The organism is Comamonas testosteroni TK102 (genome assembly GCF_000739375.1).
In the GTDB taxonomy this organism is placed as follows: domain Bacteria; phylum Pseudomonadota; class Gammaproteobacteria; order Burkholderiales; family Burkholderiaceae_C; genus Comamonas; species Comamonas brasiliensis.
The window spans coordinates 3,255,149-3,277,380 of sequence record NZ_CP006704.1; the positions used below are offsets into that span (position 1 = coordinate 3,255,149).

Annotated in this window: 16 protein-coding genes and 1 pseudogene; 9 read left to right on the forward strand and 8 right to left on the reverse strand. The window is 61.8% G+C overall.

Translation table 11 applies throughout. The annotated features are described in order from the left end of the window. Positions 1-40 precede the first annotated feature (40 nt). Entirely contained in the window at positions 41-901 is an 861-nt protein-coding gene (locus tag O987_RS14640) for a ferritin-like domain-containing protein (protein WP_019043980.1), read from the reverse strand. Between the two features lie 181 nt (positions 902-1,082). Here O987_RS14640 and O987_RS14645 point away from each other — a divergent pair, with 181 nt between their 5' ends. Further along, complete coding sequence (locus tag O987_RS14645) at positions 1,083-2,063, forward strand: LysR family transcriptional regulator (protein ID WP_043373103.1); 981 nt, start codon at positions 1,083-1,085, stop codon at positions 2,061-2,063. A 114-nt stretch (positions 2,064-2,177) separates the two neighbouring features. On the opposite strand, the gene O987_RS29085 is transcribed toward O987_RS14645, so the two are convergent. Continuing rightward, positions 2,178-2,315 (reverse strand): hypothetical protein, encoded by a 138-nt coding sequence (locus O987_RS29085; RefSeq protein WP_155496387.1) that lies wholly within the window; start codon positions 2,313-2,315, stop codon positions 2,178-2,180. 25 nt (positions 2,316-2,340) lie between these two features. Between O987_RS29085 and O987_RS14650 the strand changes: the two genes are divergently transcribed. From O987_RS14650 to O987_RS14665, 4 genes are all read left to right on the forward strand, one after another. Next, a complete protein-coding gene (locus O987_RS14650; RefSeq protein ID WP_043376499.1) occupies positions 2,341-3,936 on the forward strand; it encodes a class I adenylate-forming enzyme family protein in 1,596 nt (531 codons plus the stop codon). 1 nt (position 3,937) lies between these two features. Continuing rightward, the gene (locus tag O987_RS14655; RefSeq protein WP_043373105.1) at positions 3,938-5,158 is read left to right on the forward strand and encodes an acyl-CoA dehydrogenase family protein; all 1,221 of its coding nucleotides are present in this window, start codon (positions 3,938-3,940) and stop codon (positions 5,156-5,158) included. 38 nt (positions 5,159-5,196) lie between these two features. Beyond that, positions 5,197-6,210 carry a Bug family tripartite tricarboxylate transporter substrate binding protein gene (locus O987_RS14660; protein WP_043373108.1) on the forward strand — a complete coding sequence of 338 codons (1,014 nt, stop codon included), beginning with the start codon at positions 5,197-5,199 and terminating at the stop codon, positions 6,208-6,210. A gap of 99 nt (positions 6,211-6,309) precedes the next feature. Then, positions 6,310-8,355 (forward strand): ABC-F family ATP-binding cassette domain-containing protein, encoded by a 2,046-nt coding sequence (locus O987_RS14665; protein ID WP_003054821.1) that lies wholly within the window; start codon positions 6,310-6,312, stop codon positions 8,353-8,355. 736 nt (positions 8,356-9,091) lie between these two features. Here O987_RS14665 and phbB read toward each other — a convergent pair. The 3 genes from phbB to O987_RS14680 form a co-directional block, all read right to left on the reverse strand. Beyond that, positions 9,092-9,829, reverse strand: coding sequence for an acetoacetyl-CoA reductase (gene phbB, locus O987_RS14670; protein WP_003054817.1), 738 nt, complete (start codon positions 9,827-9,829; stop codon positions 9,092-9,094). 259 nt (positions 9,830-10,088) lie between these two features. Next, the gene (locus O987_RS14675) at positions 10,089-11,270 is read right to left on the reverse strand and encodes an acetyl-CoA C-acetyltransferase (RefSeq protein WP_003054815.1); all 1,182 of its coding nucleotides are present in this window, start codon (positions 11,268-11,270) and stop codon (positions 10,089-10,091) included. Positions 11,271-11,415: 145 nt separating this feature from the next. Then, positions 11,416-13,314: a PHA/PHB synthase family protein gene (locus O987_RS14680; protein WP_043373111.1), complete on the reverse strand. Its 1,899-nt coding sequence runs from the start codon at positions 13,312-13,314 to the stop codon at positions 11,416-11,418. A gap of 204 nt (positions 13,315-13,518) precedes the next feature. Between O987_RS14680 and O987_RS14685 the strand changes: the two genes are divergently transcribed. Beyond that, a complete protein-coding gene (locus O987_RS14685) occupies positions 13,519-13,833 on the forward strand; it encodes a hypothetical protein (RefSeq protein WP_003054813.1) in 315 nt (104 codons plus the stop codon). Here O987_RS14685 and O987_RS14690 read toward each other — a convergent pair. Both O987_RS14690 and maiA read right to left on the reverse strand, forming a co-directional pair. Then, positions 13,750-14,667, reverse strand: coding sequence for a polyphenol oxidase family protein (locus tag O987_RS14690; RefSeq protein WP_043376502.1), 918 nt, complete (start codon positions 14,665-14,667; stop codon positions 13,750-13,752). The two genes, O987_RS14685 and O987_RS14690, sit on opposite strands and share 84 nt — an antisense overlap. Before the next feature lie 10 nt (positions 14,668-14,677). Then, a complete protein-coding gene (maiA, locus tag O987_RS14695; protein ID WP_029158515.1) occupies positions 14,678-15,343 on the reverse strand; it encodes a maleylacetoacetate isomerase in 666 nt (221 codons plus the stop codon). A 162-nt stretch (positions 15,344-15,505) separates the two neighbouring features. On the opposite strand from maiA, the pseudogene O987_RS14700 reads away from it, so the two are divergent. From O987_RS14700 to O987_RS14710, 3 genes and pseudogenes are all read left to right on the forward strand, one after another. Further along, positions 15,506-16,202: pseudogene (locus O987_RS14700) on the forward strand (fumarylacetoacetate hydrolase family protein). A gap of 138 nt (positions 16,203-16,340) precedes the next feature. Beyond that, entirely contained in the window at positions 16,341-16,901 is a 561-nt protein-coding gene (locus O987_RS14705; RefSeq protein ID WP_003054809.1) for an NUDIX hydrolase, read from the forward strand. Between the two features lie 297 nt (positions 16,902-17,198). Then, positions 17,199-19,673: a putative bifunctional diguanylate cyclase/phosphodiesterase gene (locus tag O987_RS14710; protein ID WP_029158420.1), complete on the forward strand. Its 2,475-nt coding sequence runs from the start codon at positions 17,199-17,201 to the stop codon at positions 19,671-19,673. Positions 19,674-19,751: 78 nt separating this feature from the next. On the opposite strand, the gene O987_RS14715 is transcribed toward O987_RS14710, so the two are convergent. Next, positions 19,752-22,226 (reverse strand): YgiQ family radical SAM protein, encoded by a 2,475-nt coding sequence (locus tag O987_RS14715; RefSeq protein ID WP_003054805.1) that lies wholly within the window; start codon positions 22,224-22,226, stop codon positions 19,752-19,754. Positions 22,227-22,232: the final 6 nt, after the last annotated feature.

Consider the following 22,232-nt stretch of genomic DNA (forward strand, 5'->3'; position numbering starts at 1 on the left):
CCGGGCCTTTTTCTTTTTGCCGCTCGCCAGGCATGCCAAGTCAATACGCCATGATGCGTGTGGCCAGCTTCGAGATCGGCGTGCGTATCAGTCCCTCGACCCTGGTCGGCAACAACATGGGTTTGAGCAACATGCGCACGGCCAGGTCGGCAGGCAGACGGCGGCTGACCAGCTCGTAGATGCGCTGGGCCATGTCCTCGAAGCGCGTGCTGCCATCGGCGAAATAGCGGCCCTTGTGCGCCCAGACATGGCGCAGCGCGATATCCGAATCGCTCTCGCGCAGCTCCTTGAGGCGGCCGTAAAGGGCCTTGGCAATGCGCGCACGGCCCACGGGCGACTGCTGCTGCAGCTCCTTGAAATACTTGAGGAAGTGCTTGAAGTGGTTGACCTCGTCATTGCGGACATTGCCCAGCAACTCGCTGAGTACCGGCTCGTCGCTGAGCTCGCGCAAGGTGTGATAGTAGGCCGTGGTGCCGGTCTCCACCACGCAGCGCGCCACCATCTCCAGCCGCGGGTCGGGGTAGAGCTCCTCCATGGTGCACAGCTGCGAATATTCAGCGAAAAAGCTGTCGTAGGCTTGCTGCCAGGGAAACTCCGGCCATACGGTCTCCACATAGGCCCGCAGCGCGCGCCCGTGTTGCAGTTCCTCGAACTCCCATTGATCCTTGAGCCAGACCGCGATTTCGGGCCAGGCCGCGTAATGCTCCGCGAGGTTGGCCGCGTAAGTATCCGAGCCGGTTTCGATGAACGAGGCGCTCATCAGCAGAAAGAAAAGATCCTGGTTGTGCTCTATGGCGCGGCGATCGATGGCAGAGAAGTCAATGTCTTCAATGCGCCAGTGGGCAGAGCCGTTTCTGCTCGGAGTGTTTGAAGGTGAAGAGAGGGACACGTTTTGCTGCATCAGTTGTAGGACCGACATACTGAATATGTCGGACTTCAGACTTAGAGATATGCCATCTTGTCGACATTTGGCCCTTGCGCCATGTCAGATTACGCCGACATTACAGGAGGCTAACAATTCTTCAATTAGCCTTCTACAGGCTTTCACACCAGCCTTCAAGCTGATTTTTTAAGTGGCAATCATGGATCTTCGCGGGCTTCGCTATTTCATCACCGTGCTGGAGGCTGGCTCGATCTCGCGGGCTGCCCATTCCCTCTATGTGGCCCAGCCGGCACTGACCGCGCAGATCAAGAAGCTGGAGTCCGAGCTCGGCATCCAGTTGCTGGAGCGGACCCACGCGGGAGTCACGGCCACGCCAGCGGGCAGCCGGCTGTACGAGGATGCCCGCCGCCTGCTCTCCGATGCCGACGCCATGTGCGAACGCCTGCAGCGCCTGCCCATGGGGCCGGAAGGCTCGGTCAGCATTGCCATGCCGTTCCTGCTGACCGGACTTCTCATGGGACCGGTGATTGCCGGTCTTCGCCAGAGCCACCCGCGAATACGGGTGTTTGTGCTCGACGACTCCAGCCTGATGGTGCAAAAAGCCATGCTGGAGCGTCGTGCCGATCTGGGCGTTCTGGTGGACACAGCCAGTCTGCAGGGCCTGCAGGTGCAGCCCATGGCCACCGAGCCCATCTATTTCTGCGGCCATGACGCACTGGGCAAGGTCGCACCCCTGCTCTATCGACACAGCACCGCAGAAAACACTCCCTGCCTGGACTTTGCCCATGCTGCGGCACAGCCACTGGTGTTGCAGTCACGGCGCTTTTCCATACGCCAGACGGTGGAGCAAGCCGCCAGCGATCTGCAGCTCGGTCTAAACATCGTGCACGAGCATGACTCTGCCCGTGTCATTCGATCGCTCTATCAATGCGGCGGGGGCTTTACCTTCAGCCCCGCCTGCTCGGTGGCAGAGAACCCCCTTCCCCAGAACGCCGGCAGCGCCTGGATCGTGGCCAGAGTCTGCAACCCCGACCTGCAACGACGCTACTATCTGGCACGCCAGCCCGGACGCACCCACGACGCTGCGGTACAGGTGGTTCAGGACGCCGTTCTGCGGCAGGTCGAGGCCATGATCGGCGAGGGCCGCTGGCCAGCCCACTGGGACTACGCTGAGGCATAAAGCGCAGCCAAGCACGGTGAACACGGCAAATGCAGCGGCCAACTGTCAGCTGTGCTCCTGGCACGGGACAAACCCGCAGCACAGCACCCTGCAACCAGGCACGTGGGGCACAAGTCATTGATATTCCAAGCCATCAAAAATATTGATGAGGATGGATAAGCAAACGGTATTTCCTTGATCTCCTTCGTTTTGGGACAGTCCGAGCAGATGCCGCACACCGGTGCGACGCTGCTTCAACAAGGACTTGCCCATGACCACTGCTTTGCCCGCGGCCCATATGCCCGGCGTCCCTACCGCCCCTGTGCCGGGCGCTCCTATATCCAATGTCGGTGCACTCGTTGCGCGCTGCTGCCGTCTGTATGCCGACCACCTCGCGGTGACCAGCGCCAGCAAAAGCCTCAGCTATACCGCGCTGGAGCAGCGCAGCAACCGCCTGGCCAATGCCTTGCTGGCTCAGGGTCTGCAGCGTGGCGACCGCGTGGGCATCTACCTGCCCAACTGCACCGAAATCGTCGAAATCGAGCTGGCCTGCTACAAGGCCGGTCTGGTCAAGGCACCGTTCAACGCCCGCCTGTCGCCCCGTGAAGTGATCGAGATAGCCGACAACAGCGATGCAGCCCTCATCGTCACCACGGCGGAACGTGCCGAGAGCTTTCGCGCCCAGCTACGCAAGCCGCAGGTTCGGCTGATACTGTTGGGTGACAATGAAAATAATAGCTATGAGCGCTTGCTGGAAAGGGCTTCAGACCAATTTTCATCGGTATCCGTGCATGAACACGAAGTGGCCGTGCTGCACTACACCTCTGGCTCTTCGGGCACGCTCAAGGCCGCCATGCAGACCTTCGGCAACCGCCTGGCCCAGCTGCGCAAGTTCCTGATGCGCGGCGAAGGGATGCAGCCTGGTCATACCCTGGGTCTGGTAGGCCCTGTCACCCATGCCTCGGGCATGCAGCTGATGCCGGCCCTGTGCACAGGCGCCACCATCCACCTTTTCAGCAGCTTCGAGCCTGCGCGCTTTCTGCAGGACATGCGCAGCCTGCGCGTGACCCACACATTCATGGTGCCGACCATGATCAATATGCTGCTGGCAGAGACCGCAGGCCGATACCGTCCCCTGCCCGATCTGCTGCGCCTGGGCTACGGCGCCGCCCCCATGGCACCGACTCGCATTCTGCAGGCCATGGATGTATTCGGGCCCGTGCTCAGCCAGGGCTACGGCGCGGGAGAAACCACCTCGGGCGTCTGCGCACTTACCGTGCAAGACCATCTTTATGCCCGCGCCGCCAGGCCCGAGCTGCTGTCCTCCTGCGGGCGGCCTTTTCTCGAGTCCTGCGTGGAAGTGGTGGATGACGAAGGCCGGCCGCTACCCCAGGGTGAGGTGGGAGAGATCGTGGTCAGCGGGGCCGACGTGTTTGCCGGCTACTGGCGTGCCCCCGAACTGACAGCCGAGGTGCTCAAGAACGGCCGCTATCACACCGGCGACCTGGCACGTGTGGACGAACATGGCTTTGTCTACATCGTGGATCGCAAGAAAGACATGGTGATTTCGGGCGGCTTCAATGTCTATCCGTCCGAAGTGGAGGCCGTGCTCCATGAACATGCGGCGGTGCAAGACGCCTGTGTGTTTGCCATACCCGACGACAAATGGGGTGAAGCCGTGGCTGCCCACATCGTGCTCAAGCAGGGGCAGACACCCGGTGACACGGGAATCAACGAGGCCATCGACCGCTTCTGCGCCGATCGCCTGGGCGGTTTCAAGCGCCCGCGCCATATCGAGTTTGTGCAGCAGCTGCCCAAGAACCCGAATGGCAAGGTCATGCGCAAGACCGTACAAGCGCCCTACTGGGCCAACCACATCCGAAAGGTGAACTGAGATGAATGCCAAAGACACCATGCAAGCCGTATCCCCGAGCTCTGCCTTGCTTGCCATGCCGTTTGAGGGCTCGCCGCGCGCTGCCGAGCTGATTGCAGCCCTGCAGGATTTCCTGCATGGCGAGCTCGCAGAGCTGACCCAAAAGCACGGCATCAGCCATGACAACAGCGCCAGCAAGGAGTTGCTGCGACAGGTCTGGAAGCGTTCGCGCGAGCTGGGCTTCTACGGCATGACGCTGCCCCGCGCCATGGGCGGCGAAGAGCTCTCGGTGCTGGACCAGGTGCTGATCAAGGAAGCCATCTATGCCAGTGGCTCACCGTTCGCCCCCCATGTGCTGGGCGAGCTGAGCGGCCCGCCGCGTATCGGCTCTCTGGTGCGCAAGGCCACGCCTTTTCAGATGGAGCAGTTCATCGCACCCGTGGCGCGCGCCGAAAAAGCCATCTGCTTTGCGCTGACAGAATCCCAGGCGGGATCCGATGCAGGCGCTCTGCAAACCAGGGCCGTGCGCGAAGGCGAGCACTATGTGCTGACCGGTCGCAAGCGCTTTATTTCGGGATCGCCGTTTGCCGACTTTGCCGTGCTCATGGCCTCCACCGCCCCCGAGGGCAGCGCCGAACGGGAGATCAGCGCCTTCTTTGTGGACCTGGCCGCCCCCGGCGTGGAAGTGGTCGGCGGCTACAAGACCATGGCCGGGCAGTCGCACACCGGCGATATTCATCTGAACGCCGTGCGCGTGCCCGTGGCGCAGCTGATTGGCGAGCCAGGCCGCGGCCTGGGCCTTGCGCTGGGGCGCATTACCGTCAACCGGCTGCTGCACTGCCCCGCCATGCTAGGTCTGGCTCAGTGCGCGCTGCGCGATGCGCGCGACTATGCGCTGAGCCGCCGGCAGTTCGACCGCAGCATTGCCCAGTTCCAGTCCATACAGCACATGCTTGCCGATATGGCCACCGACTGGACAGCCGCCCGCGCGCTGATGATCCAGACCGCCCGCGCGCTGGATGCAGGCATTGATGCACGCGCCCAGGCCTCGATGAGCAAGCTGTTTTGCTCGGAAAAAGCCTTTGCCATCGCCGATCGTGCTGTGCAGATCCACGGCGGTGAAGGCATTGTCCAGGGCCGTCGCGTCGAATTTCTGTTCCGCATGCTGCGCATGTACCGTGTGCTCACCGGCACCAGCGAAATCCAGCGCAACACCATCGCCAAGGAACTGCTTACGCCCTGACGAGACATAACCAATTAGCGATAAAAACAGGAGACAAAATGAGCACGCAACCCTTGAACCTCTCAGCCAGCAACAGCGAGCGCCGCCAGTGGCTGCGAATCGCTGGCGCCCATCTGGGCGCCGCAGGCCTGGGTGCTGTCGGTCTGGCCGCCCAGGCCCAGAGCTGGCCCAGCCGCCCCATCAAATGGGTGGTTCCCTATATGGCAGGTACCGGTCCGGACAATGCCGCGCGCATCGTCTCCGAGGCGCTGGGTCAGCAGCTGGGCCAGCCTGTGGTGATCGAAAACCGCCCCGGCGCAGGCGGCAACATCGGTGCGCGCCAGGTCGCCCGCGCTGCCGCAGACGGCTACACGCTGCTGTATTCAGGCTCGCCCATGGCAGCCGCGATGCGCATGTACAAAAACCCGGGCTTTGAGGTGTTCAAGGATTTCCGGCATGTGATGGGCATGTCCCGCTCGGACATTCTGCTCGTGGTCCACCCTGGCTCCGGACTGCGCAGCCTGGCCGACCTGATCGCCGCCAGCAGATCCCGCGATATCGACTACGCCTCTGGCGGCGTGGGCACGCCGTCGCACCTGGGCGTGGAGCTGCTGCTCTCGGCGCTGCAGATCAAGGCCACGCATGTGCCTTACAAGGGGGCATCCGATCTGGTCAACGCAGTGCTGGGCCAGCAGGTGGTGTTTGCGGCACCTATCTTTTCCGTCGCCTACCCCCATGTGCAGGCGGGCAGGCTGATCCCGCTGGCAGTCGCCGGCGAGCAACGCAATGACAAGCTGCCCCAGGTCCCCACGCTGGAGGAAACCGGCGTGAAGAACGTGCATCTGAGCTCCTGGGGCGGCCTTTCGGTGCCCAGGGACACGCCGCAAGCCATCACCACCAGGCTGCGCAATGCCATGGATGCGGTGCTGAGCCAGCCCAAGGTGCGCCAGCTGCTTGAGATGGATGGCGGCAAGGTGCAGATTCTGGACTCCGCTGCCTACACCCAGGCGTTCGAGCATGAGCTGAAATTCACCGAAACCATGATGAAGCGCATAGGCCTTCAAGCGGTATGACGACTCCGACTGAGCCGCCGTACCCGGGGCGCCGCTGCCGCCTGCTCATTCCCGCATGCTCCTGAGGCTGCGGGCATTCGCGGATAATCGGCTCCAGTCATGATCAGTCTCAAGAACATCACGCTGCGCCGCGGCACCAAAGTCCTGCTCGACCAAGTCAGCACCACCATCAACCCGGGAGAGTCCGTCGGCCTTGTCGGCCGCAACGGTGCCGGCAAGTCCAGCCTGTTTGCCCTGCTCAATGGCAGCATCAGCGAAGACGGCGGTGATTTTTTCATCCCTCCTCAGTGGCGCATGGCACAGGTGGCCCAGCACATGCCGGAAACCGACGAATCTGCCACCCGGTTCGTACTGGATGGCGACACGCGCCTGGCCGAGCTGAACGCCCAGCTGGCTGCAGCCGAAGCTTGCGGCGATGGCATGGAGATCGCCCAGGCCTATGTGGATCTGGCCGATGCCGGTGCACATGATGCAGAATCGCGCGCACAAGCCTTGATTCTGGGTCTGGGCTTCAAGGTTTCCGAACTGGATCACCCCGTCAACAGCTTCTCGGGCGGCTGGCGCATGCGTCTGCAGCTGGCCCGCGCACTGATGGCTCCCAGCGATCTGCTGCTGCTGGATGAACCCACCAACCACTTGGATCTGGATGCCCTGGTCTGGCTGGAGGCCTGGCTCAAGCGCTATAGCGGCACGATGATCGTCATCAGCCATGACCGCGAATTCCTGGACGCCATCACCAACGTCACACTGCAGATTCAGGGCGGGCAGATCAACCGCTACGGCGGCAACTACTCGCGCTTTGAAGAGCTGCGCGCCCAGCAGCTGGAGCTGCAAGCGGCCAGCTTTGCCAAGCAGCAGGAAAAAATGGCTCACCTGCAGAAGTTCATTGACCGCTTCAAGGCCAAGGCCAGCAAGGCCAAGCAGGCACAAAGCCGGGTCAAGCAGCTGGAGCGCATGGAAAAGATCGGGCCGGTCCTGGCCGAAGCCGAGTTCACCTTCGAATTCAAGGAACCTGCCAACCTGCCCAACCCGATGCTGGCGATTTCCGACGCCAGCTTCGGCTATGAAGACGAGGACGGCAGGCAGACCACCATCTTGCGGGGCGTCAACCGCTCCGTACTGGCAGGCCAGCGCATCGGCATTCTGGGAGCCAACGGCCAGGGTAAATCGACCCTGGTCAAGACCATCGCCCGCGAGATGAAGGCGCTGGCCGGTACCGTCACCGAAGGCAAAGGCCTCAATATCGGCTACTTTGCCCAGCAGGAGCTGGACGTGCTGCGCCCCAGCGAGAACCCGCTGGAGCACATGATCCGCCTGGCCAGGGAACTCGGCGCTGCCGCACCTGCCGCCAGCCGTGAACAGGACTTGCGCAACTGGCTGGGCACTTTCAACTTCAGCGGCGACATGGTCAAACAGTCCGTGGGCAGCATGAGCGGCGGCGAAAAAGCCCGGCTGGTGCTGGCCATGATCGTCTGGCAACGCCCCAATCTGCTGCTGCTGGACGAACCTACCAACCACCTGGACCTGGCCACCCGCGAAGCGCTGGCCATGGCGCTCAACGACTTCGACGGCACCGTGATGCTGGTCTCCCATGACCGCCACCTGCTGCGCGCCGTATGTGAAGACTTCTGGATGGTGGGCCGCGGCGTTGTCGGCCCCTTCGATGGCGACCTGGACGACTACCAGCGCTATCTTCTGGAAGAGTCCAAGCGCCTGCGTGAGGAAGCACGCAATGCCGAACAGCAGGCCGCAAGCACGCCAGCGGTGCAGGCTCCGGAAGAGTTCAAACCAAATACGCCTGAAGCCCTCGCTACAAAAGTGCCAGACGCTCCGAAAACAGAAGCAATCACTGACGCAGCTGACCCTAAGGAAGCCCGACGCCTGGCTGCTGCAGCTCGCCAGCAACTGGCCGAAAAGACCAAGCCTTTCAAGAAAGAGCTGGAACAGATCGACAAGACGCTGCCCAAGCTCAATGCAGAGCGCGGCACTCTCGAAGCCAAGCTGGCCACGCCTGGCCTGTCGGGCGGCGATATCGTTGAAGCCGGCAAGCAGCTGAGCGCCGTCAACGCCGAAATCGATCAATTGGAGGAGCGCTGGCTGGAGCTTTCGGAGCAGATCGAAGCCCTGTCCACCGAAACCTGCTGAGACCGTAAAGCCGCCCTGCCCTTGCCCAGCATTGGCAGGGCGCTATTCATTTTGAATAGATTCAGTAGCCGCTTACAACATCAGCAAACGTGAGTTGCATTTTCTTGCGCGGTTGATTCAGCTTCTTGTCAACCTGCAGTTCAGGCCAGGCGTTGAACACGCAAAGGAGTGAACTGCAATGACCACCACTGTTACCGACACCGCCAAAGCCCAGCCTGTAAAGGCAGCAGCAGCTATGTCTCTGATGGCCTGGCCTTGGGACGAGCGCGATCGCAAGCGTACCCCTGCATTCGCAGCCTGATGATCACTGGATAAAAGAACAGGCAAAAAATTTCCAAAAAGCTGTCAACGAGCTGAATCTGTCAGACGTTAAACAGACATACAGGAGAGATTCCCATGCAAACCACGAACATCATGTCCATCTGGCCCGAAGACGAACGCGATCGCAAGCGCTAAGCGCTCGCCGCGCAGCACTGTGCAGACCAAAGCGCAGTGTGTTGCAGCCAGGTGCCCGGGCAGTCGGCACTGATAGGCCAAAGAACCCACAAGCCTTGCTGCCCCGCGCTTGACCTGCCGCTCTCTGAAGTGGCTCCCCTTCCTCAAAACCCGCATGAATGATTTCTGCGGGTTTTGTCATTTGCTGAACCGAATTTCCCGGCCGCAGGCGAGCAATGCAAAGCGAGGGGCATGAAAAAAAGGAGCCTGAGCTCCTTTTTTGCTGAATGCCTGAACAGGCTTAATGCATGTGCAGACCGCCGTTGACCGCAAAGTCAGCGCCGGTGGAATAGCTGCCCTCTTCCGAAGCCAGCCAGGAGATGATGGAGGCAATCTCTGCAGGCTCGCCCAGACGCTTGACGGGCACGCCCGCCACGATCTTTTCGAGTACATCGGGACGAATGGCCTTGACCATATCGGTGCCGATATAGCCCGGGCTGACCGTATTCACGGTCACTCCCTTGGCGGCCATCTCTTGCGCCAGCGCCATGGTGAAGCCATGCATGCCCGCCTTGGCGGCCGAGTAGTTGGTCTGGCCGGCCTGGCCCTTGGCACCGTTGACCGAGCTGATGTTGATGATGCGGCCCCAGCCCTTTTCCACCATGTCTGCCACCACCTGCTTGGTGACGTTGAACATGGAGTTGAGGTTGGTTTCGATGACCGACTTCCAGTCATCCGGCGTCATCTTGACGAACATTCGGTCGCGAGTGATACCCGCGTTGTTCACCAGCACATCGATGTTGCCGTGCTCTGCCTTGGTCTGGTTGAAGGCTTCGACGGTGGATTCCCAATCCCCCACATTGCCAACCGAGGCATAAAACGTGTAACCCAATTGCGCCTGCTCGTCCAGCCACTTGCGGTAGTCGCGCGATGGTCCGCAACCCGCGATCACCTTGAAGCCATCCTTATGCAAACGCTGGCAGATTGCGGTACCGATACCGCCCATGCCCCCCGTGACGTACGCTACTTTCTGACCCATTCATCTCTCCTGTCAATCAATGGTTATTTCACGATCACCCTATCAACGATAAACACTCTTAGGTATTGCTTATCGTTTTGAACGCCACACACCCTGCACGCTGGCCATGCCAGTATGCAATCGAGTAGGTCCGAATGAACCCGCTTTCGCCGTGGTTTACCTCGTGATCTTCCCTAGGGTCGATGGGAGGCGGGCTTCAGCAGGCTGCTCAGACTGCCCGGCCTTCAGGAGCACCGCAGCAGTCTGCAATCCTGAAGCCTCAGCAGGCTTCCAGAGCCATAGCAACACCCATGCCACCGCCTATGCACAGGCCGGCCAGGCCCTTCTTGGCACCGCTGCGCTGCATTTCATGCAGCAGCGTCACCAGAATGCGGCAGCCCGATGCACCAATGGGGTGACCGATGGCGATGGCACCGCCGTTGACGTTGACCTTGGCGGTGTCAATGCCCAGATCCTGGTTCACCGCGCAGGCCTGTGCGGCAAAGGCTTCGTTGAGCTCGAACAGGTCCACATCGGCAGCCTTCCAGCCGGCGCGATCCAGTGCCTTGCGCGTGGCATAGACAGGGCCCAGGCCCATGACCTCTGGGGCCAGGCCGCTGGTGGCATAAGACACGATCTTGGCCAGAGGCTTGAGGCCCAGAGCCTTGGCCTTGGCCGCCGTCATCACCACCACGGCTGCGGCGCCGTCGTTCAGACCCGAGGCATTGCCGGCGGTCACCGAACCCGCCTTGTCGAAAGCGGGCTTGAGGGTGGCGAGCACATCGGCATTGGTCTTGCGGTTGATGTATTCGTCGCTGTCGAACACGATGGGGTCTCCCTTGCGCTGGGGAATGTTCACAGGAACGATTTCGTCCTTGAACTTGCCCGCATCCTGCGCAGCCGCAGCCTTTTGCTGGCTGGCCAGCGCCAGCGCATCCTGCTGTGCCCGGCTGACGCTTTTTTCCTTGGCCACGTTCTCGGCAGTGATGCCCATGTGGTACTGGTTGTAGGCATCCCACAGACCATCCACGATCATGGTGTCCACCATCTTCCAGTCGCCCATGCGCTGGCCGTCGCGCGAATTGGGTACGGCATGGGGGGACAGGCTCATGTTTTCCTGACCGCCGGCAACCACGATTTCGCTGTCTCCGGTTGCCACGGCCTGAGCCGCCAGCATCACGGCCTTCAGGCCGGAGCCGCAGACGGCATTGATCGTCAGCGCAGGAGTCTCCTTGGCAATGCCGGCCGCCATCATGGCCTGACGTGCAGGGTTCTGTCCGGTCGCTGCCGTCAGCACCTGACCCATGATGACTTCACCGACCTGGTCCTTGCCCACCTTGGCACGGGCCAGAGCCTCGGAAATCACGGTCGCACCCAGCTGGGTTGCAGGAATCTTGGCCAGAGAGCCGCCGAACTTGCCGACCGCCGTACGCACGGCGGAAACGATAACGATGTCTTCCATTGCTGACGAACCTTTCTAGGTTTCTTACAAGTGATGCATGCGTGCGGGTCGCATTCTGTTCATCGTGCCACCCGACGCTTCCTATCACGGTGCAAGCCTTGTTTGCTGCACCGCAATATGGAACTGATTGTGCCTCATGCCTCTCTCAGGCTTTTGACAGAACGTAGCGACCCGGTGCCTCTTCGATGGCAGCATAGGCGCGCGCACGGCCATAGCTCCTGGGAGCCGCCAGCTGCTTGCCCGCATGGCTGCCCAACCAGGCGCTCCAGTCGGTCCACCAGCTTCCCGGATACTCCGTGGCATCGGCCAGCCAGTCGCTGAACGACTCTGGAAACTCGCCATCCTCACGCAGCCAGTGGCTGCGCTTGTTCTTGGCCGGAGGATTGATGACGCCGGCGATATGGCCGGAGGCCCCCATCACGAAACGCAGCTCACCGCCCAGCACCTGGGAGGAGGCGTAGGCCGCGCCGACAGGGACGATATGGTCCTCGCGCGAGCCGTAGATATAGACCGGCATCTTGAGCTGACCCATATCGATCTTCTCGCCGCACACGGTCAGCACGCCAGGCTTGATCAGATTGTTTTCGAGGTAGAGATTGCGCAGATACCAGGCGTAGAACGGGCCGGGCAGATTGGTCGAGTCACTGTTCCAGTAAAGCAGATCGAAGGGCGGTGGCGTTTCGCCCTTGAGGTAGTTGCCCACCACATAGTTCCAGACCAGATCGTTCGGCCGCAGAAAGCTGAAAGTGGACGCCATGTCCTGACCCTTCATCAGCCCGCCCTTGCCCATCTGCATCTCGCGCAGACGCACCATGTTTTCATCGATGAAGATATCCAGAATGCCGGTGTCGCGAAAGTCGATCAGCGTGGTCAGCAGCGTCATGCTGGCCACGGGGAATGGCTGGGCCTGCGTCTTGACCGCAGCAGCCGTCCTGGTGCCGGTCTTTGCTGCAGCAGCGCGGCTGCGCGCAGGCCTGGCGGCTGGTAGCTCTCCATGCTCGCGGGCGTGGCGTGCGGCCAGCACTGCCATGGCCGTAGAGACCATGGTGCCGCCCACGCAAAAGCCCAGCACATTGATTTGCGGCGCCTCGCAGATGTCCTGCACCGTGCTCACGGCCTTGAGCACGCCATCTTCGATGTAGTCGTCCCAGGTCTTGTGGCCCAGGCTTTCGTCGGGATTTCGCCAACTGACCACAAAGGTGCGATGGCCCTGGCTGACGGCATAGCGAATGACCGAGTTGTCCGGCTGCAGATCCAGGATGTAGAACTTGTTGATGCAGGGCGGCACCATCAGAAAAGGCTTCTCGAAGACCTTGGCCGTCAGCGGCTTGTACTCGATGAGCTGGAACAGCTCGTTCTCGAAAACCACCGCGCCTTCGGTGGTCGCCACGTTCTGTCCCACGGTGAACAGGCTTTCGTCGGTCATGGAGACATGACCTTGACGCATGTCGGCCAGCAGGTTGGCAATGCCCTGGGCCAGGCTCTCGCCCTTGGTTTCCACGACCTTGTTGAGCGCATCGGCATTCAGCGCCAGAAAATTGCTGGGCGCCATGGCCGCCACCCACTGCTCGACCGCGAAGCGCACGCGGTTGCGCGTTTTCTCGTCACCCTGCACTGCCTCGGCCATGCCGGTCAGCATGCGGCTGCCGAGCAGATAGTTGGCTGCGGCCATCGCCGCAACAGGATTGGCGCTCCATTCGGGCTTGGCGAAGCGCTTGTCCCTGGCCAGCAGGGCCTGAACCTGATTGGCATCCGCAAGCGACTGCACGGACTGGAGATACTCCTGCTGCAACCCCTGCAGTTTGGGGGTATCGAACTGAACCGTCTGAGCCGAGCCGGCCGCCACCTGGGGCATGGCCGACTGCATGGCCTCCGTGATGGAGGCCCAGGGGTTGGGTGCAGCGCCCAGACCCGGCATGGCGCTGAGCCCCATGGGGGCACCGGCCTGCATTTGCTGGAGCGTCTGTAGACTTTTGCTCCAATGCTCCTGCCAGAATTGTTGAACGGATTGGCCAGCCTGGCCCCAGCTCGGGTCAAAATTCATGCTTACATCCTAGTCAAGGCAAGCGACCGGCGATCTCAGGGTCTGGGGACGCTTGCGGAATCTGCAATACGGCTCACACGGCGGCATTGTCACCTATGTGCCACTCGGTTCCGACAAGAAGCTGCGTCATTTCGCCGTTATGAAGCTGTTTTGACACAAAACACAGTGCTGCCGACATGCCTGGCGACTCTTAAGATAGACACCATGTACCTTATAGCCATCGCCTGGATGTACGTTGTCGTGATGATGACGATCGCCGAGGCAGCCAGCCCCGGCGGCACCCTGCTGGGTGCATTTTTCACCTTTGTGCTCTATGGTCTGCTGCCGCTTTCCATCCTGCTCTACATACTGGGCACGCCGGCCAGAAAGCGCCGCCTCAAAGCCCGCCAGGAGCAGGAAGCACTAGCTGCAGGACACGTGCCGCCTAGCCCCTATTCAGGCGTCGCGCCAGATGCTGGCAGCCAACCGACCGCTGCTGCCCAGACGGACGGCATCGCGTCGGTGCGAGAAGAAACGTGATGCATTGCTGACCGTGCACCAGGGCTGGCTGCCATCGTTGCCGAAGATTGCAGCAATGCCCAAAGCAGCAAGCCTCTGACGCGCCAGTTGCGCCAGATCGGCCAGATATTTGCCCCTGCTGCCCGCTACCGGCACAAAATGCTGCGCAGCACCAGGGTCATGGGCCATAAAGATATCGCGCACCTCGGCCCCCACCTCGAAGGAATCGGGGCCTATGCATGGGCCCAGCCAGACCTGGCTGTGCGCAGCAATCCGGGAGCGCTCTGTTTCAGCCCCTGAGAGCGATGGCTGCATCTGCACCTTGCGACAGAAAGCTTCGAAAAGTGTCTCCAGCACACCGCCGGGCAAGGGCCCGTCAGACGGCTTTCTGCCGGGCGGCATGCCGGCCAGACCGCGCCAGCCCGCATGGGCCGCTCCCACGACCAACCCCGAATCATGGGCCAGCAACACGGGCAGGCAGTCCGCCACCATGATGGTGCAGACCACGCCTGCCTCGTCGCTCACACAGGCATCAAAGGCCGCACCGTTGGATTCGGCCACATTGCCTGCATCCAGCGTCAGCACGCCCACACCATGCACCTGCTGCAAGAACGCCGTACAGGCACCAGGCGTGCGGGCCTGCAGCGCCGCATTGAACAGTTCACGGTTGCGGCGCACATGAGCGGGGTCGTCGCCCACATGCTCGCCCAGATTCAAGCTCCCCCAGGGGGCCTGACTGACGCCGCCCTCGCGCGAGGTACAAAGCGCATGCACGCCGGGCAAGGCAGGCCATTCAGGAACCAGCCAGGAGTCGGGCCAGGAGTTCGACAGGTCCGGCCTGTAGTTCTCGCTCATGGCGCCCTCTTCACTCCGCATCCGGACAGGCCGAAGGATGGGCCTGCTTGAAAGCCGGCAAGGCGTTGCAGCGCTCGACCACGCCCATCAGGCGCGGCAACGCATCAAGATTCACATTGAAGCGCTGGGCGTTGTAGATCTGCGGCACCAGGCAGCATTCAGCCAGCGTGGGCGTGTCACCCCAGCAAAAAGTCGAGGGCACCAGCCCCGCGGCCTTGCGTTCGGCATCCAGCAGCGCCAGCTGACGCTCGAAGGCTTCGAGGCCGGAGCGTACCCAGTGCGCATACCAGCCATTCTTGGCTTCGTCGCCGACCCCCATTTGATGCACCAGATACTTGAGCACGCGCAGATTGTTGAGCGGATGGATTTCACAGGCCACCATCTGCGCCAGTGCCCGCACATGGGCACGGCCCAGCGCGTCTGCGGGCAGCAATGGTGTTTGAGCATGGGTCTCATCGAGATATTCGATGATGGCCATGGACTGCGTGAGCCAGAGCCCTTCATCCGTCACCAGTGTGGGCACCAGGGCATCGCCCACATGGGAGGCATAGGCCGCAGCCTTTTGCTCGCCGCGCACCAGATGTACGGGTACGGAGTCATAGGGCAGGCCCTTGAGTTGCAGCGCAATGCGCACACGGTAAGAGGCGGAGGAGCGGAAATAGGTATGCAGCTTCATGATGTCGCCAGCATAGCGCGAGCCGCGCAGACTGGCATTTTCCCTAGGTCCGGAATACGTAAAAGCCGACGAACGCCGCGCCGCCGGCGCGCCCGCACCGTGGCACACTGCTTGCCACATCAACCATTGCTGATTTCAGCGCCTGTTCCTGCCGAGGACCTCATGAGTTACGTGTTCACCCCCCCCTGCTGTTGCCTGCCTGCCTGTTGTGGGCCGTGGCGAGCGCTTTCCCATTCACCGCATCTACTGCGTGGGCCGCAACTATGAGGATCACGCCAAGGAAATGGGCTTCACAGGCCGCGAGCCACCGTTCTTCTTCATGAAGCCTGCGGACGCGACCGTGGCGCTGGAAGCCGGCAGCACCGGCCAGGTGGCCTATCCCACGCTGACCCAGAACCTGCATCACGAGATCGAGCTGGTCGTCGCCATCGGCAAGGCCGGCAAGAACATCAAGGCCGCCGATGCACTGCAGTACATCTACGGCTATGCCGTGGGTCTGGACATGACGCGCCGCGATCTGCAAAACGAGATGAAAAAGCAGGGCCGCCCCTGGTGCATCGGCAAGGCTTTCGAGCAATCGGCTCCCATCGGTCCCATCACGCCAGCCGATCAGGCGGGCGACATCGCCAACGCCGAGATTTCGCTGCAGGTCAATGGCGACTATCGCCAGCGCAGCCACATCCACAAGCTGATCTGGAACATCGCCGAGACCATCGAACATCTGTCCAGCGCCTGGGAGCTGCAGCCCGGCGACCTGATCATGACCGGCACTCCCGAAGGCGTGGCCGCCGTGGTCAAGGGCGATGTGCTGGAAGGCGCCATCACCGGACTTGAGGCCATCAGGATCCAGATTGCCTGAAAACCGTTGGCGCACAAGCATTTAGCGCCAACCAAGCTCCAGGGGAGTCACACCGGCATCAGGGTGTGACTCCCTTTTTCATAGCTATTTGCACATGTCGGGCCTGCGCCTGCGGCCTGATTTGCTTATAGTTGCGGAATGATTTTTCGCAGCCCCATCAAGTTCTGCCGCGAATGCGGCACCGCAGTCACCTACCGCGTTCCTGACGATGGGGACACACGCGAACGTGCCGTTTGCCCGGCCTGCCACACCATCCACTATGAAAACCCGCTCAATGTGGTCGGCACCCTGCCCGTGACGGACGACGGGCGCGTGCTGCTGTGCAAGCGCAATATCGAACCGCGCCGCGGCAAGTGGACGCTGCCCGCGGGCTTCATGGAACTGGCCGAGACCACCAGCCGCGGAGCCCAGCGCGAAACCGACGAGGAAGCCGGAGCCGACATCGAACTGGGCAGGCTGTTCAGCCTCATCAACGTGCCCCAGGTGGGACAGGTCCACCTCTTCTATCTGGCCCGCCTCAGGAGCACCCAGCTCTACCCCGGCCCCGAGACCATGGAGGCCCAGCTGTTTGCCGAGGCCGACATCCCCTGGGAAGAAATCGCGTTTCGCACCGTCAAGCTCACTCTGGAGCGCTTCTTTGCCGACCGCAGGGCCGGCGTGCTGGAGCAGCCGCAGGTGCACTGCATAGACCTGATCTGAGCTGCCAGACTGGCTACCCACTTTCTCACAGAAATCACCGCTCTGTCGTCGAGGGACAGAGGAAGTTGTCTGACGCCACGCTCACGTCTGCAGGCCAAAAATTACCAATGAATACAAATTGCGTGTGACCTGACATATCTCCTACGCAATGCTGTGAAAGGTCGAGCATGAGAGCGGGCATCGCGACGGAGTTCTGATCGCCAACGGGCATGGCGCCTGCTGGCTGTTTCGTACCCCCGTGCGCCTTGTGGATGCCTGAGCCCATGCTTCTACAGTCTATTTACTGGATGAGGCGTCATGAAGGCATCTTTGAGCCCCGCACTGAAGTCTCAACAATTGCTGCAGCGTGTCTGGGCTTTTGCGCTCCTGGCACTGATTCTGCTGCTCAGTGCCAGCTGCAGCCTGTACCTGCTCTCGGCCGTGCGCGCCTTCGTCAACGGAGAAAGCCTCTGGTCCAAGGCCCAGAAGGATGCGATCTACTCGCTGTCCCGCTATGCCGACGAAGGCAACCCGGTGGACTTCGCCCACTACCAGCGGGCCCTGCAGGTGCCCCGCGGGGATGCCGAGGCACGCATCGCCCTCTACGACAAGCCACTGCGCCTGGACCTGGCGCGCAAAGGCATAGAACAAGGCCAGAACCACCCCGATGACGTCAGCTCCCTGATCTGGCTGCTGCGCACGTTCCGCTACTTCAGCTGGGTGCAGGAGCCCGTGGCCTACTGGAAGCTGGGCGACGAATATCTGAATCAGCTGGACACCCTGGCCCAGGAAATCCGGCGCGGCTACGAAGTGGGCAATATCAGCCGCGAAAACATTGCCACCTGGAAGCGCGAGATCGACCTGATCAACCAGGGCGTGACGGCCCTGACCCGAGCCTTCAGCGACTCTCTGGGCCAAAGCTCACGCAACATCGTCTGGCTGCTGCTCGCGCTCAACGGTGCCCTGGCTATCGGACTGGTGAGCCTGTGGGTCTGGAACACCTGGCGGCTGATCCTGCTGCGAGAGCAGGTTCAGGAAGGCCTGAACAGCGAGAAAGAGCGCGCGGAAACCACGCTCGCAGCGCTCAGCGATGCGGTCATCACAACCAATGCCAAGGGCCTGATCAACTACGTCAACCCGGCCGCCATCGGCTTGTTGGGTCTGCAAAAGCAAAACTATCTGGACAAGCCCATCAAGCAGGTGCTGCAGTTCTACACCATGGACGCCTCCATCACCAGCGAAGGCCTGCTCGCCCAGCTGGTCAGCGAAACCAAGGAAAGCACCGTCGTGCGTGACGAGCAAACGCACTGGGTGCGCCGCACCGACCACAGCATCGTGCCGGTCAAGGTGCTGGGCTCCGCCATGCAGCGCGAGGGTCAGACATCGGGCGCCGTCTTCGTGCTGCGCGATGTATCGCGCGAGCAGCAATACATGGATCAGATCTCCTGGAACGCGCGCCACGACACGCTGACTGGGCTGGAAAACCGCGGCGAATTCGAGCGACGCCTGCAAAAAATGCTGACCCAGGGCCTGCATCAGGTCAAGCCCTATGCCCTGCTCTACATCGACCTTGACCAGTTCAAGCTCATCAACGAAACCAGCGGCCATGCCGCCGGCGACGAGGTGCTGTGCGAAGTCTCGCGCATGCTGCAGGCCAATCTGCGCGAAACCGATTGCCTGGCACGCATGGGCGGCGATGAGTTTGCCGTGCTGCTGGAAAACTGCCCCCCCTCCAATGTGGCAAGCATTGCCGAGAAGCTGCGCCTGGCAGCCCAGCAATTGCAAACCACATGGGGAGAGAAGATATTGCGCACCGGCTTTTCCATCGGCGCCGTGCATGTTCCGGGCGATGCGGTGAATGCCTCCGACCTGCTGCGCATGGTCGATATGGCCTGCTACCAGGCCAAGGAGCGTGGGCGCAACAAGGTCTTTTTCTACAAGGCCGAGGATGGAATCTACAGCCGCTATGTCAGCGAGATGGAATGGGCTACGCGCATTCGCACCGCCTTGGACGAAGAGCGCTTTTGCCTGTATGCCCAGAGCATTGCACCGCTGCAGCACAGCAAGAGCGGCAAGCATGGCGGCATGCACTTCGAGGTCCTGCTGCGCCTGCGCGACGAAAACGGACAGATACTGGCGCCCGGCCATTTCATCCCCGCCGCGGAGCGCTACGGACTGATGCCCTCGCTAGATCGCTGGGTGATCTCCAAGACTCTGCAGACGCTGGCCCAGCAGCCAGGACATGCCAAGCTGGTGGAAACCTGCGCCATCAATCTCTCCGGCCCCAGCCTGGACGACGACGGCCTGCTGGAGTTCGTCAAGGAGCAGCTGCAGCTGCACGCAATTGCAGCGCAGAAGCTGTGCTTTGAAATCACCGAAACCAGCGCCATCGGCAACCTCAGCAATGCCACGCGGCTGATTCAGGCGCTGCGCGCCCTGGGCTGCCGCTTTGCCCTCGATGATTTCGGTGTCGGCATGTCGTCGCTGACCTATCTGAAGCAGCTGCCCGTCGACTACCTCAAGATCGATGGCGGCTTTGTGCGCGACATGCTCAAGGACAAGGGCGATCACGCCATGGTGGAGATGATCAATCGCATCGGCCAGACCCTGGGCAAAAAAACGGTTGCCGAGTTCGTCGAAAGCCGCGAAATCGCCGAGGAACTCATGAGCATGGGCGTGGACTATGTCCAGGGCTACGCCATCGCCCGCCCCAAGCCCATGACCAGCGAATACTTTGCTCCCACGCAGGAAAACCAGCTGCCCCAGTGGTGCGGGGCACTGGCCATGAGCTGAAAGCAGCGCACGCCAGCAATAAAAAAACGACGCCTGAGGCGTCGTTTTCCTTTTTAGGCGGCACTCAGGCTGCTGCCATCAGCGAGGCTTGCGCGAAGCCTGACCCGCAGACTTCGCCGGCCTGGCTCCAGGCCGGGCCTTGCCCGTCACACCGGCACGCGGAGGCAGGCCTGTGTGCTGGGTCAGCATCTTGCCGGGTTGGGGCTGGCTGCTGCGAAAGCGCACATCCCCCTTGGGCTCAAGGCCTGCATCATCCTGGCGACGACGCACGGCCACGGCCTTGCCATCCTTGTTGGTGGTGTAGCCGATGCCGCCACCGCTCTTGGACGAGGTGCTGTTCTTCTTGCGAGCACTCTGATAGCTGCCGTCGACCAGAGGCTGGAAGGTCGGAATCAGATGCTGCTTGCCGTTGCCGATCAGATCAGCACGACCCATGGTCTTGAGCGCCTCGCGCAGCAGCGGCCAGTTGTTGGGGTCGTGATAGCGCAGAAAAGCCTTGTGCAGACGGCGGCGCTTTTCACCGCGCACGATGTCCACGCGCTCCTCGTCCTCGTCGCGCATCTGCCGGCGCACCTTGGTCAGCGTATTGCGACCGCTGTGGTACATGGCCGTAGCCGTGGCCATGGGGCTGGGATAGAAGGTCTGCACCTGGTCGGCGCGGAAGCCGTTCTTCTTGAGCCAGATGGCCAGATTCATCATGTCTTCATCGCTGGTGCCCGGGTGGGCGGCGATGAAATAGGGAATCAGGAACTGCTTCTTGCCGGCCTCTTCGCTGAACTTCTCGAACAGCTGCTTGAACTTGTCATAGCTGCCGATGCCCGGCTTCATCATCTTGGTCAGCGGGCCTTGCTCGGTGTGCTCGGGGGCGATCTTCAGATAGCCGCCCACATGGTGCTGGACCAGTTCCTTGACGTACTCGGGCGACTTCACGGCCAGGTCGTAGCGCAGACCCGAGCCGATCAGGATCTTCTTGATGCCGGGCAGCTTGCGCGCGCGGCGGTAGATCTTGATCAGCGGCCCGTGGTCGGTATGCAGGTTCTGGCAAATGCCGGGGAAGACGCAGCTGGGCTTGCGGCAGGCGGCCTCGATCTGCGGACTCTTGCAGCCCAGGCGATACATATTGGCCGTGGGCCCGCCCAGGTCGGAGATGGTGCCGGTAAAGCCCTTGACCTTGTCGCGGATCTCCTCGAGCTCCTGGATGATGGAATCTTCCGAGCGGCTCTGGATGATGCGGCCCTCGTGCTCGGTGATGGAGCAGAAGGTGCAGCCACCGAAGCAGCCGCGCATGATGTTCACCGAAGTGCGAATCATCTCCCAGGCCGGAATCTTGGTTGCGCCCTCGTGGCTGCCGCTTTCGTCGGCATAGACAGGATGCGGGCTGCGGGCATAGGGAAGACCGAAAACCCAGTCCATCTCGGCCGTGGTCAGAGGAATGGGCGGCGGGTTCATCCACACATCGCGCGCCGTGGCTCCCTCGCCATGGGCCTGGACCAGCGCACGGGCATTGCCGGGGTTGGTCTCCAGATGCAGAACGCGATTGGCGTGGGCGTACAGAACCGGATCGCTCTTGACCTCTTCGTAGCTGGGCAGACGCAGCACAGTGCGCTCGCGCGGGGGCAGCTTGGACTTGCTGCGCAGCGAAAGATTGGGCACGAACTGGATGGGCTGGACCTTGGCTACCGATGCGCCGTCATTGGGGCCGTCCGCTTCAGATTTCGCGGCATCTTCCTTGGAGCAGCTCTGGCCCTGGGCCTCGGCCTGCTCGCTGGTCGTCATATAGGGGTTGATATGGGGCTCGACTTCGCCGGGCTCGTCCACCGTAGTGGAGTCGACTTCGAACCAGCCTTCCTCCGAAGCACGGCGAAAGAACGAAGTACCGCGCACATCGGTGATCTGCTCCACCGGCTCGCGCGCCGCGATGCGGTGCGCCACTTCGACCAGGGCACGTTCGGCATTGCCGTAGAGCAGGATGTCGCATTTGCTGTCCACCACGATGGAGCGACGCACCTTGTCGCTCCAGTAGTCGTAGTGGGCAATGCGACGCAGCGAACCCTCGATGCCGCCCAGCACGATGGGCACATCCTTGTAGGCTTCGCGGCAGCGCTGGCTGTAAACGATGGCCGCCCGATCGGGGCGCTTGCCGGCCACATCGCCGGGGGTGTAGGCATCGTCGCTGCGAATCTTGCGATCAGCCGTGTAACGGTTGATCATCGAGTCCATGTTGCCGGCCGTCACGCCCCAGAACAGATTGGGCTTGCCCAGGGCCTTGAAGGCCTCGGCGCTGGTCCAGTCGGGCTGGGCGATGATGCCCACGCGAAAGCCTTGCGCCTCCAGCACGCGACCGATGACGGCCATGCCGAAGCTCGGGTGATCCACATAGGCATCGCCCGTGACCAGAATGATGTCGCAGCTGTCCCAGCCGAGCTGATCCATCTCCGCGCGACTCATGGGCAGGAACGGCGCCGGGCCGAAGCGCTTGGCCCAGTACGGCTTGTAGCTGGTCAGCGGCTTGGCATCGCGATGGAAAAAGGAAACATCAACCGGGGCGTTCATGTGGAT